The organism is Pseudomonas mosselii (genome assembly GCF_005796105.1).
In the GTDB taxonomy this organism is placed as follows: Bacteria; Pseudomonadota; Gammaproteobacteria; order Pseudomonadales; family Pseudomonadaceae; genus Aquipseudomonas; species Aquipseudomonas mosselii_C.
This window is the reverse complement of the sequence record NZ_VAUO01000006.1, coordinates 43,354-57,343: the sequence shown is the minus strand read 5'-3', so window position 1 is coordinate 57,343 and position 13,990 is coordinate 43,354. Positions and strand designations below refer to the sequence as shown.

Below are 13,990 nucleotides of genomic sequence, written 5' to 3'. Positions count from 1 at the left end.
GTCAGTGGCCCTCGCCAGCCGTTTCGGTCACCGCCGGGGTGACGTTGGGCTTGATCCACCAGGTATCGATGCCCACGTCGTACTTGGGTGATTTCTCCGGGTGGCCGATGTGGTTCCAGTAGGCCACGCGGTTGGTCTTGATGTGCCAGTTGGGAATCACGTAGTAGCCCGCCAGCAGTACCCGGTCCAGGGCGCGGCAATGCTCGACCAGGCTCTGGCGCGAATCGGCGTTGATCAACTGTTCGACCAACTGGTCGATGGCCGGGTCGCGCAGGCCGATGAAGTTGCGGCTGCCGGGGTTGTCGGCCGAGGTGCTGGACCAGAACTCGCGCTGCTCGTTACCCGGTGAGTTGGATTGCGGGAACCCACTGACGATCATGTCGTAGTCCCGCGAGCGCAGGCGGGTGATGTACTGCGACACGTCCACCCGGCGAATGTCGAGGTTGATACCAAGGTCGGCGAGGTTGCGCTTGAACGGCAGCAGCACCCGCTCGAACTGGGTCTGGGCGAGCAGGAACTCGATGCTCACGGGTTTGCCGGTGCTGTCGACCATCTTGTCGTCGACGATTTTCCAGCCGGCTTCCTGTAGCAGCTTGTAGGCCTCACGCTGTTGTTCACGGATCATGCCGCTGCCGTCGGTGACCGGGTTATGGAAGGCCTGGCTGAAGACCTGCTCGGGGATCTTGCCGCGCAGCGGTTCGAGAATTTTCAGCTCTTGTGGAGAGGGCAGGCCGCTGGCGGCCATCTCGGAGTTCTCGAAAAAGCTGTCGGTACGGATGTAGGCACCGTTGAACAGCTGCTTGTTGGTCCATTCGAAGTCGAACAGCAGGCTCAGCGCCTTGCGCACCCGCACGTCCTGGAACATGGGTTTGCGCAGGTTGTAGATGAAGCCCTGCATGCCCACCGGGTTGCCGTTGGGGATTTCTTCCTTGATCAGGCGACCTTCGCGCACTGCCGGGATGTCGTAGGCGGTGGCCCAGTTCTTGGCGCTGACTTCCAGTTCGTAGTCGAACGCGCCAGCCTTGAGGGCTTCGAGGGCGACCGTGTTGTCGCGGTAGACATCGAAGGTCATGGCGTCGAAGTTATAGAAACCTCGGTTGATCGGCAGGTCCTTGCCCCAATAGTCCTTGACCCGCTCGTAGCGGATCGAGCGTCCGGCCTTGACCTCGGCGACTTTGTACGGGCCGCTGCCCAGCGGAATCTCCAGGTTGCCACGGTTGAAGTCGCGGCCTGCGTACCAATGCTTGGGCAGCACCGGCAACTGGCCGAGGATCAGCGGTAGCTCGCGGTTGTTCTTGTGCTTGAACGTGAACAGTACCTTGAGCGGGTCTTCGGCGACCACCTCGGCGACGTCGGCGTAGTACTGGCGGTACAGCGGGGCGCCGTCCTTGATCAAGGTGTTGAAGGTGAACACCACATCGTCGGCCCGCATCGGGTGGCCGTCGTGGAAGCGCGCTTCAGGGCGCAGGTAGAAACGCACCCAGCTGTTGTCGGGGGCCTTTTCGATCTTGCCGGCCACCAGGCCGTACTCGGTGAACGGCTCATCCAGGCTCTGACGCATCAGGGTGTCGTAGATCAGACCGAGGCTGTCGGCCGGCACGCCCTTGTTGATGAACGGGTTGAGGCTGTCGAAACCGCCGAAGCTGGACTGGCGGAAGGTGCCACCCTTTGGTGCGTTGGGGTTGACGAAGTCGAAGTGCTTGAAGGTCGCCGGATACTTGGGCGGCTCGTCGTACAGGGTCAGGGCATGTTGCGGGGCGGCCAGCGTCGGCAGGCTGGTAAAGGCCAGTAAAAGGCTGGCGGCAAGCGTGCGCAGCGTCGGGGTCATTGGGCTTTCTCCGAAGGCTTGATCCACCAGGTATTCAGCCCGAGGGTGTAGGGCGGCGTGGTGACGAAGGCGAGGCGGTTGCGGTAGGCCAGGCGATGGTTGTCCAGGTACCAGTTGGGGATCATGTAGTACTGCCACGACAGCACCCGGTCCAGGGCGCGGGCAGCGGCCACCTGGTCATCGCGGCTGCGGGCGGCCAGCAGGGTGTCTAGCAGGTGATCGACCACCGCATCCTTGACCCCCGCGTAGTTCTTGCTGCCGTGGATCGCGGCCTGGCTTGAGTGGAAATACTGCCACTGCTCAAGGCCCGGGCTCAGGGTCTGGTTGAGGGTCATCAGAATCATGTCGAAATCGAACTGGTCCAGGCGTTGCTTGTACTGGGCGCGGTCTACGGTGCGCAGGTGCGCGTCGATGCCCATGCTGGCGAGGTTTTCGACATAAGGCTGGAGGATGCGTTCAAGGTTGGGGTTGACCAGCAGCAACTCCAGGCGGAACTGGCGGCCTTTGCTGTCCAACAGGCGTTGGCCATTGAGCTTCCAGCCTGCCTGCGCGAACAAGCCCAGGGCCTGGCGCAGGTTCTGCCGGCCAACGCCGTTGCCGTCGGTGTGGCTGACCTGGTAAGGCTCGGTGAACAGCGCTGGCGGCAACTGGTCGCGCAACGGCTTGAGCAGCAGCCACTCCTTGCCGGTGGGCAAGCCTGAGGCGGCGAACTCGCTGTTGGGGTAGTAACTGGTGGCGCGGCGGTAGGCGCCATTGAACAGCGCGCGGTTGGTCCACTCGAAGTCCAGCATCAGGCCCAGCGCCTGGCGTACGCGTGGGTCGCTGAAGGCCGCGCGGCGGCTGTTCATGAACAGGCCCTGGGTTTGCGTGGGGATCTGGTGCGGGATCTGTGCCTTGATCACCTCGCCACGGCGCACCGCAGGGAAGGTATAGCCGTTAGCCCAGTTCTTGGCCTGGTGCTCGATATAGATGTCGAACTCGCCGGCCTTGAAGGCTTCGAATGCCACGGTGGCGTCACGGTAGAACTCGTATTCGACGCGGTCGAAATTGTACTTGCCGCGGTTCACGGCCAGGTCCTTGCCCCAGTAGTTCTTGACTCGCTCGAACACCAGGCTGCGCCCTGGTTGCACCTCGCTGATGCGATACGGGCCACTGCCCAGCGGCGGCTCGAAGGTGGTCGCCTTGAAGTCGCGGCCTTGCCAGTAATGCTTGGGCAGCACCGGCATTTCGCCCAGGCGCAGGATCAGCAGTGGGTTGCCTGCGCGCTTGAAAACAAAGCGGATGCGCAGCGGACCGAGTACGTCGACGCGCTGCACTTCCTGCAGGTTGGTGCGGTACAGCGGATGGCCATCCTTGAGCAGGGTGCGGTAGCTGAAGGCCACATCGGCCGAGGTGATCGGCGTACCGTCGTGGAAGCGCGCTTCAGGGCGTAGATTGAACACCACCCAGCTGCGGTCTTCGCTGTACTCGACCGAGCGCGCGATCAGACCATAGCTGGAGGTGGGCTCATCGCCTGAGGGGTCGTACATGCCGGTGCCGACCATCAGCGTTTCGTTCAGCTCGCTGACGCCGTACTGCAGGAAATTGGGCGTGGTGACCGGACTCGATCCCTTGAAGGTGTAGGGATTGAGCGTGTCGAACGTGCCGAACGCCATGGCTCGCAAGGTGCCGCCCTTGGGCGCTTGCGGGTTGACCCAGTCGAAGTGGGTAAAGGTGGCTGGGTACTTGAGCATGCCGAACTGCGCGTATCCGTGGCTTTCGCTCACCATCGCGACGGCGGGGAAGCTCAAGGCCAGGCTGAGAGACAGCAGGAGGGGACGTATCAAGTCGGCATCCGATCCAGAGGCGTTGGGCTTGGGTCGGGCTACAGTAACAGCTTGTCTTGGTTGGAAAAAGAGTGTGGCGCGGGGGTTTGTACGGGGGTGAACGCATCGCGGGGTAAGTCGTATCAACGCAGCGTCGATACGACTTACCCCGCGCCAGGCTTATCCAGGCCGCATCAGCGTGCCAGGTAAACGGTCAGCGTCTGCCCAGGCTTGAGGGCATGCCCGCTGCGCGGGTTCCAACGCTTGAGGTGTTTCATTTCGACGTTGAAACGTTTTGCAACGAGGTAGTAGGAATCGCCCTTGCGCACCTTGTACTGGGTGGCGCGTTGCTGCGCCTCAGCCACGCGGTTGGCCGAGGCACTGCTGCCGCCACGCAGGGCCAGCACCTGGCCGACCTTGAGGTTGTGGTTACGCAGGCCGTTCCAGCTTTGCAATTGCTTGACCGAGACGCGGTTGGCCTTGGCGATGCTGCCCAGATTGTCGCCGCGCTTGACCCGGTAGCTGCGTGCCGCAGGAGCCTTGGCTTCGGCAAGCGCCGCTTGGAACACGGCCTTGTTCGGTTGCAGGCTGACCAGCTCTTCGGGCTTGAGGTTGGACATGCGGTCCGAGAGCAATTGCGCCTTGGCTGTTGGCACCAACAGTTGCTGTGGGCCGTCCACGGTCATGCGTTTCTTGAACGCCGGGTTGAGCTGGATCAGCTCGTCCTCGTCGATGTCGGCGAAGGCGGCGACACGCGACAGGTCGAGGCGATCGTTGATGGCGACGGCTTCGAAATACGGCTCGTTGGCGATCGGGTTGAGGTTCACGCCATACGCTTGCGGGGTGTTGATCACCTGCGACAGGGCCAGCAGCTTGGGCACGTAGTCGCGGGTTTCCTGCGGCAGCGGCAGGTTCCAGTAGTCGGTGGGCAGCCCGAGTTTCTCGTTGCGCTCGATGGCGCGGCTGACCGTGCCTTCGCCGGCGTTGTAGGCGGCCAGCGCCAGCAGCCAGTCGCCATTGAACATGTCGTGCAGGCGGCTGAGGTAGTCCAGGGCGGCGTTGGTCGAGGCGGTGACGTCACGCCGACCGTCGTAGAAGTTGGTCTGGCGCAGGTTGAAGTGGCGGCCGGTGGACGGGATGAACTGCCACATGCCAGCGGCGTGTGCACGGGAGTAGGCCATCGGGTTGTAGGCGCTCTCGATGGCTGGCAGCAGCGCCAGTTCCAGTGGCATGTCGCGTTCTTCGAGGCGCTCTACGATGTAGTGCAGGTAGAGACTGCCGCGCTCGCCAGCGGTCTCGACGAACGAGGGGTTGCTGGCGAACCACAGGCGTTGTTGCTCGATGCGCGGGTTGACGTCAATGCCGTCCTGCAAGGCGAAGCCCTGGCGCATGCGTACCCACACGTCCTGGGGCGGCTGTTCCTGTGCCTTCACCACCAAGGGCGCCGGCTTGTGCTTGATCCGAGCCTGGTAATTGTGCGCGCGAACGCTGTCGGATTCGTCGAGCTGACGGGTGCTCTGGCAGCCCACCAGTGTGGCGGCCAGCGCCAGTGCACTGATCTGTGCCAGTCGCGTCAGGGCGACCGAATGAGCGGTTCTGCGGCTACGGGAAGACATCGGCTGGAAGGGTTATCCGGGCAAAAAAGTTGGGCGATTCTAGGAACCGCTCCCCGGTCGGTCAACCTTTGAGCCAGCCTCGCGATATATCTTGGGGTTATCAGAACTGGTCCTTCCAAGACCTCAGCGCAGCAAAAACAGTGGCTTGAGTGGGGTTGGAATGCCCCCTCCATTCGTCTGCTTTTTGTTTAACGAATGTTTCTGCTGTGCGAAGAAATGGGTTGGTGAGGCGCTCCAGGCCGATGCTGGAGGGCAAGCTGATGCGATGCTCGGCGCGCAGCCGCGTCACCTCCTCGAAGCGCTGCATGACATGGGGATTCTGCGGCTCCACGGCGCAGGCAAAGCGCAGGTTGCTCAAGGTGTATTCGTGGGCGCAGTAGACCTCGGTTTCGGCAGGCAGGGCGGCCAGGCGTTGCAGCGAATGGTGCATCTGTTCGGGGCTGCCCTCGAACAGGCGGCCGCAGCCGGCGGCGAACAGCGTATCGCCGCTGAACAGCAGGGGTGTAGTGGCTTGCGCGGTGTAGTAGGCGATGTGGCCCAAGGTGTGGCCGGGCATGGCCAGTACCTGGAAACGCAGCCCCAGAACCTGCACGGTGTCGTTGTCCTCTAGCGCCAGGTCGCGTGCCGGGATGCGCTCGTGGGCCGGGCCGCTGACCCGTGCGCCGGTGGCGGCCTTGAGCGCCTCGACGCCCCCAACGTGGTCAGCGTGGTGGTGGGTCACCAGAATATCCTGCAAGGCCCAGCCGGGGTGTTCGCCTAGCCAGGCGAGCACTGGCGCGGCGTCGCCGGGGTCGACCACCGCGCAGCGTCGATTGGCAGTATCCTGTAACAACCAGATGTAGTTGTCGGAGAAAGCGGGTAGGGCAACGATCTGTATCATGGTGCGGATCCGTAATTCGCCAAGCTTCGGGGTTAGCAGCATCTTAGCCGCGATAGCCCGGCCGTAGAACCTTCGAGGGAGCATGCAATGACCGACCAAGCCTTCGCTCAGGCCGACCCCGAGTGGGTCGAGCTGATCCGCCTGGCCCGCGACTGGTTCGATGGGCCGCTGGGCCAATTGATGCTTAAAGAGGAAGAGCGGCTGCTGGGCGAAGAGCTCGGGCGCTTTTTTGGGGGTTACCTGGTGCACTATGGCCCCGGTGCCGAACCGCCACCCCACGCCCCGCAGGTGCAGCGTAACGTACGCTTGGGTGCGCCGTTGCCCGGCGTCGAGATCGTCTGCGAAGAACAGGCCTGGCCGCTGTCCGAACACGCCGCCGACGTGGTGGTGTTGCAGCATGGCCTGGACTTCAGCCTGTCGCCCCATGGCCTGCTGCGTGAAGCCGCCAGCGCAGTACGCCCTGGCGGGCATTTGCTGATCGTCGGGATCAACCCCTGGAGCAGTTGGGGCATGCGCCATGTCTTCAGTCGCGGGGCGTTGCGCAAGGCTCGCTGCATCTCGGCGTCGCGGGTTGGCGACTGGCTCAACCTGCTGGGTTTCGCGCTGGAGAAACGCCGGTATGGGTGCTATCGTCCGCCGCTCGCTTCACCCGCCTGGCAGCAGCGTCTGGCGGGCTGGGAGCGGGTCGCCGGGGGCTGGCAGAGCGCCGGTGGCGGCGTTTACCTGTTGGTGGCGCGCAAGATGGTGGTCGGCCTGCGCCCGCTGCGCCCGGCGCGTCGCGAGCCGATGGGCAAGCTGTTGCCGCTGCCGTTGGCCAAGGTCAATCGCAATGTCGCCACCGCGGATACCGAAAAGCACTGAACATGAGTGGTACATGAGCGATAACGTCGAGATCTACACCGATGGTGCCTGTAAGGGTAATCCTGGTCCGGGCGGCTGGGGTGTACTGATGGTTTTCAAGGGCGTCGAGAAGGAACTGTGGGGCGGCGAGCGTGAAACCACCAACAACCGCATGGAACTGATGGCCGCGATCGAGGGCCTCAAGGCACTCAAGCGCGAGTGCGAGGTGGTGCTGACCACCGACTCCCAGTACGTCATGAAAGGCATCAACGAGTGGATGACCAACTGGAAGAAACGCGGTTGGAAGACGGCCAGCAAGGAGCCGGTGAAGAACGCCGACCTATGGATGGCGCTCGATGAGCAGGTCAATCGGCATAAGGTGACCTGGAAGTGGGTGCGCGGGCATATCGGCCACCCTGGCAACGAGCGCGCCGACCAGTTGGCCAACCGTGGCGTGGACGAGGTGCGCAAGGCGCGTTGAAGCCGCGAAGGGCCGCAACCTGGTCCTAACCCCAAGCGGTGGTTGGGTTATACTCGCGCCCCGAATTCAGGCACTGCAAGTTGGAGTCCGCCGTGGAGCAGCAGCAAGACAAACGCTTCGTCGTACTGGACTCCAATGTCAACCCACTTGCAAAAATCAATTTGTTAGCTAATAACTTGATTTCATTGGATTTTTCTATGTTTACGAAGTTTTAGGCTGGAAAATCGTAAAAATAGATCAGATTTCCTTTCTTCGAGGCACTGCGCGTCTTCGTCTGGTGAGGAGAGTGGGGGAGGATTGATGGTGGTGAGGCTATAATGCTGCCTCACATCTTAAGGTGGGTAGGGTGACCCACCTTTTCTAGGAGGCACGCGTCTGCATTGTGTGCCTGTGCTCGCATCACTCAGGCCTCACCTTGATTTCTTTGATGGCCGGTCGATCAGGTACGACCTTTCACATTCCTCTTGGCTTCGTCCAGCAGGTCTTCGAGGCTTCTTTCAGGGTCACGCTTCTGGTAGCACTGGACGATGAGTGCAAGTGGTGGAATGCCAAGCACCTTCGCCAGCGAATCTATCGTTTCAAGCGTGGGAGATCGTAAGCCTCTCTCAAGCAGGCTCACGTACTCGCGGCTGACATCAGGTGGAAAATCGTTTTGCGTCTTATTGGCATGGATTCGTAGATCTCTCAAAGCCAGCGCAAAAGCTTGTTTCAGGTCACGCACGGGCTCTCTCCACAAAAGAGAGTATGTAGCCACATTGAGCTTCAGCTTTCAGCGTACTATAGTACGCATATCGAGAGAGCGAGGCATATAATATGTTTGAAACTAACGATTCGGGCCGACTCGAAGACAGTCCTTTCTTCGCTCCCCAGCCGGGGGGGCATCGTTGGGCCTATGTCGCACTGACGTCTAATCACGAATGGTTTTTTGTGACTTACGACGTCATTCAAGACGAAGAGGTGCATACCCAGCAGTTGATGATCCCCGGTCCCCAATACCTGCTCGGTTTGACTTCTAGGTCCAGTCCAGAAGAAGCAGTCAGGGAGGTCCAGCTCGTATCTCCTCCATGGTTGAATGAATGTGGGGTGTGGAGGATGGAGCCACTAACTGGCCTTAGCATAGTTGGGCAGCGCTTCTGCTACGAAGTGGCAGATGGCAAATTCTATCCAGCGGAGCTTCTCGGAAAGCCGTCGAAGGTCATGTGGCGAAGCGAGGTTAGTAGTGGTGGATAGTTTTAATGAAAAAAACCTTTTGGACCGCCATCGGAAGCTTCTGTTCGGTTTGGCCGGGTCCGAGGTTTTGTTTAGCTTCGAATGCAATGGCGGATGGGCATCGCTGATCGATGGGATATTGTGCCTGATCGATAAATATTGCGCTAAGCATAACTTGGATATAAGGGTCGTTCAGATTAAAGAAAAGTTTGGTTTACTTAGAGTCTACGTCGATGGTGGAGATGTAGTGATTGATCGGATTCTGGATGTTGCCGAATTGGTATCCAGTTGCACTTGCGAAATTTGCGGTGAGCTTGGTAGGTATTATGAAATCAATGGGTGGCTTCAGGTTCGCTGCCTTCGACATCAGCTACAGATGTCATCCGAAGCTACCCCTGTTTTTAGCGAGGATTATTCGATGAATGTTGCAAAAACGATTTCCTTGATATTGTGGTTCTTTGGGGGCGATTATGCTTGCTGGCTGAGTCAAGAGTGCTTGGCACTAGGTCGAGTGCGTCCTGTGGAGGCTCTCACAAGTATTCAGGGCTGCCAAGCAGTTCATGATTTTCTAAGAAGGCAGGAGCATGGGGTGGTTAGTTGAAATGAAGAGTTTTAAAAACTTTGAGTTGACTATGGTTGATCAGCCTGATCTGGAAGGTTTACTTCGGAAGAAGCTGTATGAGGATTTTTCCAAAGGGTTGGTTGATCTATGCGTTGTCCGCGAATTAGTGTCATCGCCTAGATTAATGTCGTACGGGGTGCAGGCATTTTCCCATCCTGGATTGGTTCTGGCAGGTGATTCCTTTCTGGATGCGAATACTATGTTGGCTGATGGCGGGCAAAAAACATACGCCATTTCGCTCGATGAATGGAGACAAATTGAGGGGGGTGTGGAGAGAATAGATTTTTATGATTTCCGTGATCGCTCCCTAATGAAGGTGCAGATCTGGTCTGTGAATCCACTTGCCCTCAGTTCATTTGCAATGGGCGTGGCAGTGGCGCTGAGTTATAAGCGATCAGAGCTTCAGGCCGAGTCTAGAATATCCTCAGCCTTGAATGAGCTAATGATGCCGTGGGGTTATTATGCTGAAGAATTCTAATTATGGTTTTGTGATGTTAAGTTTATATAAGGTGAGCGTGATTGTGGTGAATTTAGGGTGTCTTGTAAGTCAGGCCGAACCTCGTGCGGGTCTTAGCATGAGGTTCGCTACTTCCTGCGCTGTGCTTTAGATTTCTGAAATCTGTTAGTCAATGGGGCTGATGCATTTGTCGCCCAGCCGAATATATTTGAATGGCACTCCGCTAGTGGACTCTTTGAATGCTGCGTCGGAGTCATCAAACGAAGCTGCTACGATTGCTTGTAAACTCGATTCAGCGGAGAGCATTTTGAATAGCGCCAATTGGCTTTTTGTAGCCATTGAGTGCTGGCCAGGTTCGTCGAAAATTATAATGCCTGGATGGTTGCCTTTGACCAGATTGTGTGCGGAGGCCTGGTATAGGGCGATGATATAGCTCCAGATCAGGCGCACAAAGTCACTCGCACTAGAGTTTTGAGCCATGTCGCCATCCTTAGGTGCTTGCTCTTTTTCTTTCTTTTCGGCTGATGTGTCTAGAATTTCTCTCAGCTCAATTTTAGCCAGATATGGCAGCAGTGTGTGCCTATCGAACTCGATATCCTTTATGGGCGCGCTTTGGTAATCAAATGATCCAGCATTGGATCTGAATAGTTTAAAGAATAGATCGATTTTGAAAAGGTCGTCACTGGAGTAATGCTCTGAGCCGAGACCCTTTCTGCGTTTTTGATTGTCTTTCAGGCTAGCTGCGAGGGCAGTAAAACCTTCAATGAAATAGTCAAGTTTGCCATTGAATTTCTCGATTTTCTCAAGCTCCACTTCTACAAAAAGCTGCTGCTTTAACAGTGCCCTGGAGACTGTGGCCCCTTTGGTAACGTCGCTCCTTAGAGCTGCCAGTAAAGATCGAGCCCTCTCTAGCCTGGAGCTGTAGTCCTTAACAGATAACTCAGACTCCTCAATTTTTATCTTTATCCCTGCTTCTTGCCTAGAAAGCATTTTTGCCTGGCTGTCTAGGTAGCGGATATTTGTTTCAATATCCATTTTGCTGCCTGGATCATTTAAGCTGGAAAGTGAGTCTTCAATGTGCTGGTGGCATGTTGGGCATGAATCATTTGCGGTGTCCAGACCAAGTTCGGCGCCATATTTTTTAAGCTTTAAGGCGACTTGGTTTTTTGCTAGTTCTTCGGCAGCTTGTTTGGCTATTTGGGAGTGGTTAGCAAGTGTTGCCTTGTGTATGGCGAGATTACTTAGCGCATTCTCGTAGTTGGCTGTTAGATGGTTGATCTCTCTGGTCTTTGCCTCGATGTCTGCTATGGCATTTTTATTGGCATCCTCCGGTGTCCCGTTGGCTTTTTTTTCAAGATCTGCATGCCTGCGATGCAGGCTTGCTACAATTTCAGTGAGTTTGTATTTTTTGCCTTCAACTAATTTTTCGACGCCTATGTTTGCGGGGTCCAGTTCGGCATCAATTTTAGATGAGAGGCCTTCCAGCTTTAGACCGAGTTCGCGTGCTTCAATGCTTACCTTTTTGTGCAAATTATTCCAATCAGAGTTTAGTTTCTCTGACTCAAAATCTAATTCGGATCGCAGTGCTTGTTGCTCAAAGACTTGTGTTCCTAATAGGAATTCTACGACTTTTATCCTTGCGTCTTTCACACTGTAGAAGGGGATGTTGGCGATGTAGTCCGTCCAACCTCTCTTTTGCTCTACAGCAAATGCCGCAAATACTGCCTGGAGATAAAGCTTAACCCGTTTGCCTGATGAGTCATAGACCTCTGGCAGGTTAAGCTTTAAAAACTCTTCTAGGAACTTAAAAAAGCCATCAGTGGAAACTGCACTATATCCATCGTGGATGAACTTGTATGTAATCGGGCCGGTGTAATTTCGAGTAAGAGCAGGGCCTTCTACGACACGTGCTAGCTTTGGGTTGAAATGCTCGCTTCTGATTGAGCGAGTTATCGTGGCAATTTCTCCCTCACGATTTTCAATTTCAATCGATACACTAGACTCTGTTATTAAGAAGGTTTCTCCTTCAAACTCTACGCGATTTCGTACGGCATATTGAAGTGCACCGTCATTTTTACCGCCAACTAGTTCTTCCATGCCTAAGCTGTATAGCATGCAGTTTACTAGAGTGCTTTTGCCGGAGGAGTTTGATCCTCGAATTATGTTTAAGCCTTTGTTAAAGGTCTCCTGAAATCCAAATTTTTTCTCAGAGCATCGAATGTCTATTTTAAAGGCTCTTATCAGCATTTTTACTCCCATCCCTTGGCTGCGCTGGAAACCATGGCCTCAGTGATTCCTTTGCCAATAGTTTTAAGTGCTTCTTTTTCTGATTCTAGTGCGCTCTTGTCTTTGTTTATTTCTAAAAGAAGTGCACTTCCCTTGTCAGTTATTCCAATGCTACTGCCGTCAATTGCTAGTAGTCCTTCTTCAATTGCTAGTTGCAAGGCAATTGCAAGAGCTGGATCAAATCCCCAAATGGGTGAGAAAAGATTTTTACTTGTAACTGATCTATGCAGGAGATCCATTCGTGATTGGGTCTTTAACGCCCAGTTCAGTAGATGGAGCTTGATCAGACTACATTTTTTTCCCCATCCACAGATGTCGATAATTAATAGCGCTTGAGCGATCTTATACATTGGGCGATGCTCGGCAAGCACAGGAGAGGGCCTTTTTGTAAATTTGATTTTTGCCATCCCAATTACTCGTAGTCTAGTTGGCAGAGTCCCAGCCAGTTGGCTACTGCATGATTAACTATTCTGGTGGTAAGGATGTAGTCTACATGTGACTTGAGTTCGTTCTCAAGGCGGTTCTTGAGATCGCTTTTTATCTTCTCTGTAAGCTCGTCCGGTGTTGCGCGAAGAGTGTCCGACCACTCGTAGACTTCGCCTTCAAATGTACCTAGAATTCGGTCCACCTTATGGAATAGCAAGGGGGAGATTGTGTCTAGTTCAGCGCGAAATTGACTGAAGCTGAGAAAATTGTTCAGTGTTGAGGTGTAGATTCGCTCGACTTTTGCAGCATGTCTTTGTTCCAACCTATCTACACAGGTTAGCCCTTGGCTAGCGGCTACGCGAATCTTTGATTTTCGAAGAATATGCTCTTCGTATTCAGTAAGATCACCAGTGAGATCCGGTAGAGTAAGTGATGTGCCTTCTATGTAAAACGCTTCACCCTGTAGAGACTTCTGTTCTTGAATCTCTTTTCTATAGAAATCACCATCATGAAGCAATATTCCGAAGTCAGGGCTCAGAATGCTCAGCTTCCATGCTTTTGCCTCTTCGGCTTTTTCTTGAGCGTGGGCAAGCAGCTTATTTTTATCAATTTCTGGCGTGATGAATATCCATCTTCGAATCAAGGAGTTGCCGATTCGTTTCTTGATTTGAGTTTCGTATTTTTGCAGTTTTGCGATGTCTTCGGTAATCTTGTCTCGCTGTTTTCCGTATAAGGTAATAGGATCATATAGTTTTTTGGGGCAGTAACATTGAAAAGCTACACCGGTTCTCCCAACAAATCCTTCAATGCCGTAATCACCAGGTGACGCTGGCATCTCTTGATAGTCGTCTTCAGCGTGTTTGGTTTTGAAGATATTCTGAAACAAATTCTCCCAGCTATTCCCATCGAATAGCCCATGTTTTGTAAGATGCATGTGTGCTCCCGTCCTCAGCACGTGATGCCTCCTCGAACAGGAGGGCAGTTTGATTTTGATTACAATTGTTAAGAAATCTAAGGTCCTTCAATGCTGCTTGTGATGTCCAAATGTACGTGTTGATAGATGGTTTTTTGTAGATCCACTGCTTGTGAGCAAGGCTGTGCTAGATTTCATATTCACTGCCGTCACTCAGCTGGTCAGACTATAGCTAATTGCTGGCCATTGGCCAATAGAGTACATCTGTACTCCTTCGTCTTTGGTTTAGGGGTTCGAGTGGTGACTGTGTACTGGGCGCGTCAGTGAACGTGGGATAGACTGCCGATCTCGAAGCATCAGATTTGCCCTAGACCCGTCACTAGGATTCTCCGAAGAAGCTCTAGTGAGTTCAGGCGCTAGGCGTGCTCTAGATTCTTCCGGCTAACGCAGGTCGGTTATTTCTTTTAGCAATTTAAGGAGCGCTTATGCGCACCACCATAAAGGACTAGTCGCTGACTCAAGAAGTTGTATCCCAGATGAGATTAGGTACTCGGTCAGAGAAAAATAAAACTCCAGTATTGCTGTTTTTATATCCATGCGTACACCAGTCGGTGCTCTGTTGCGTCT

General features: G+C 55.1%; 12 protein-coding genes. 4 read left to right on the top strand and 8 right to left on the bottom strand.

The annotated features are described in order from the left end of the window. Position 1 precedes the first annotated feature (1 nt). The 4 genes from FEM01_RS14055 to gloB form a co-directional block, all read right to left on the bottom strand. Positions 2-1,828, bottom strand: a complete 1,827-nt coding sequence (locus FEM01_RS14055; protein ID WP_138220096.1) for an extracellular solute-binding protein — start codon at positions 1,826-1,828, stop codon at positions 2-4. Beyond that, positions 1,825-3,654 carry an extracellular solute-binding protein gene (locus tag FEM01_RS14050; RefSeq protein WP_205884550.1) on the bottom strand — a complete coding sequence of 610 codons (1,830 nt, stop codon included), beginning with the start codon at positions 3,652-3,654 and terminating at the stop codon, positions 1,825-1,827. Before FEM01_RS14050 ends, FEM01_RS14055 begins: the two co-directional genes overlap by 4 nt. Positions 3,655-3,827: 173 nt before the next feature. Further along, positions 3,828-5,249, bottom strand: coding sequence for a lytic transglycosylase domain-containing protein (locus tag FEM01_RS14045; RefSeq protein WP_138220095.1), 1,422 nt, complete (start codon positions 5,247-5,249; stop codon positions 3,828-3,830). A gap of 100 nt (positions 5,250-5,349) precedes the next feature. Beyond that, entirely contained in the window at positions 5,350-6,129 is a 780-nt protein-coding gene (gene gloB / locus FEM01_RS14040) for a hydroxyacylglutathione hydrolase (RefSeq protein WP_138220094.1), read from the bottom strand. An 87-nt stretch (positions 6,130-6,216) separates the two neighbouring features. Here gloB and FEM01_RS14035 point away from each other — a divergent pair, with 87 nt between their 5' ends. Both FEM01_RS14035 and rnhA read left to right on the top strand, forming a co-directional pair. Continuing rightward, on the top strand, positions 6,217-6,990 hold the full coding sequence (locus FEM01_RS14035; protein WP_138220093.1) for a class I SAM-dependent methyltransferase: 774 nt from the start codon (positions 6,217-6,219) through the stop codon (positions 6,988-6,990). A 13-nt stretch (positions 6,991-7,003) separates the two neighbouring features. Beyond that, positions 7,004-7,450: a ribonuclease HI gene (rnhA, locus tag FEM01_RS14030; RefSeq protein WP_138220092.1), complete on the top strand. Its 447-nt coding sequence runs from the start codon at positions 7,004-7,006 to the stop codon at positions 7,448-7,450. A 439-nt stretch (positions 7,451-7,889) separates the two neighbouring features. Here the strand turns inward: rnhA and FEM01_RS14025 are convergent, their stop codons facing one another. Further along, positions 7,890-8,171, bottom strand: a complete 282-nt coding sequence (locus tag FEM01_RS14025; RefSeq protein ID WP_171030963.1) for a helix-turn-helix domain-containing protein — start codon at positions 8,169-8,171, stop codon at positions 7,890-7,892. A 429-nt stretch (positions 8,172-8,600) separates the two neighbouring features. Between FEM01_RS14025 and FEM01_RS14020 the strand changes: the two genes are divergently transcribed. Together FEM01_RS14020 and FEM01_RS14015 are read left to right on the top strand one after the other, a co-directional pair. Continuing rightward, positions 8,601-9,260, top strand: coding sequence for an antitoxin Xre/MbcA/ParS toxin-binding domain-containing protein (locus FEM01_RS14020; protein WP_138220090.1), 660 nt, complete (start codon positions 8,601-8,603; stop codon positions 9,258-9,260). Beyond that, positions 9,244-9,759 carry a hypothetical protein gene (locus FEM01_RS14015; protein WP_138220089.1) on the top strand — a complete coding sequence of 172 codons (516 nt, stop codon included), beginning with the start codon at positions 9,244-9,246 and terminating at the stop codon, positions 9,757-9,759. The genes FEM01_RS14020 and FEM01_RS14015 overlap by 17 nt, the downstream gene beginning before the upstream one ends. 144 nt (positions 9,760-9,903) lie before the next feature. On the opposite strand, the gene FEM01_RS14010 is transcribed toward FEM01_RS14015, so the two are convergent. From FEM01_RS14010 to FEM01_RS14000, 3 genes are all read right to left on the bottom strand, one after another. Beyond that, entirely contained in the window at positions 9,904-11,835 is a 1,932-nt protein-coding gene (locus FEM01_RS14010) for a hypothetical protein (protein ID WP_171030962.1), read from the bottom strand. A 152-nt stretch (positions 11,836-11,987) separates the two neighbouring features. Beyond that, positions 11,988-12,431 (bottom strand): hypothetical protein, encoded by a 444-nt coding sequence (locus tag FEM01_RS14005; protein ID WP_138220087.1) that lies wholly within the window; start codon positions 12,429-12,431, stop codon positions 11,988-11,990. A 5-nt stretch (positions 12,432-12,436) separates the two neighbouring features. Continuing rightward, positions 12,437-13,384, bottom strand: a complete 948-nt coding sequence (locus FEM01_RS14000; RefSeq protein ID WP_138220086.1) for a hypothetical protein — start codon at positions 13,382-13,384, stop codon at positions 12,437-12,439. Positions 13,385-13,990: the final 606 nt, after the last annotated feature.

Excerpts from the sequence above, each read along its gene's own strand:
- FEM01_RS14010 (WP_171030962.1), bottom strand. The coding sequence starts at position 11,835 with ATGGAAGAACTAGTTGGCGGTAAAAATGACGGTGCACTTCAATATGCC.
- FEM01_RS14035 (WP_138220093.1), top strand. The coding sequence starts at position 6,217 with ATGACCGACCAAGCCTTCGCTCAGGCCGACCCCGAGTGGGTCGAGCTG.
- rnhA (WP_138220092.1), top strand. The coding sequence starts at position 7,004 with ATGAGCGATAACGTCGAGATCTACACCGATGGTGCCTGTAAGGGTAAT.
- FEM01_RS14020 (WP_138220090.1), top strand. The coding sequence starts at position 8,601 with ATGGCAAATTCTATCCAGCGGAGCTTCTCGGAAAGCCGTCGAAGGTCA.
- FEM01_RS14005 (WP_138220087.1), bottom strand. The coding sequence starts at position 12,431 with ATGGCAAAAATCAAATTTACAAAAAGGCCCTCTCCTGTGCTTGCCGAG.
- FEM01_RS14055 (WP_138220096.1), bottom strand. The coding sequence starts at position 1,828 with ATGACCCCGACGCTGCGCACGCTTGCCGCCAGCCTTTTACTGGCCTTT.
- FEM01_RS14000 (WP_138220086.1), bottom strand. The coding sequence starts at position 13,384 with ATGCATCTTACAAAACATGGGCTATTCGATGGGAATAGCTGGGAGAAT.
- FEM01_RS14045 (WP_138220095.1), bottom strand. The coding sequence starts at position 5,249 with ATGTCTTCCCGTAGCCGCAGAACCGCTCATTCGGTCGCCCTGACGCGA.
- gloB (WP_138220094.1), bottom strand. The coding sequence starts at position 6,129 with ATGATACAGATCGTTGCCCTACCCGCTTTCTCCGACAACTACATCTGG.
- FEM01_RS14015 (WP_138220089.1), top strand. The coding sequence starts at position 9,244 with ATGGGGTGGTTAGTTGAAATGAAGAGTTTTAAAAACTTTGAGTTGACT.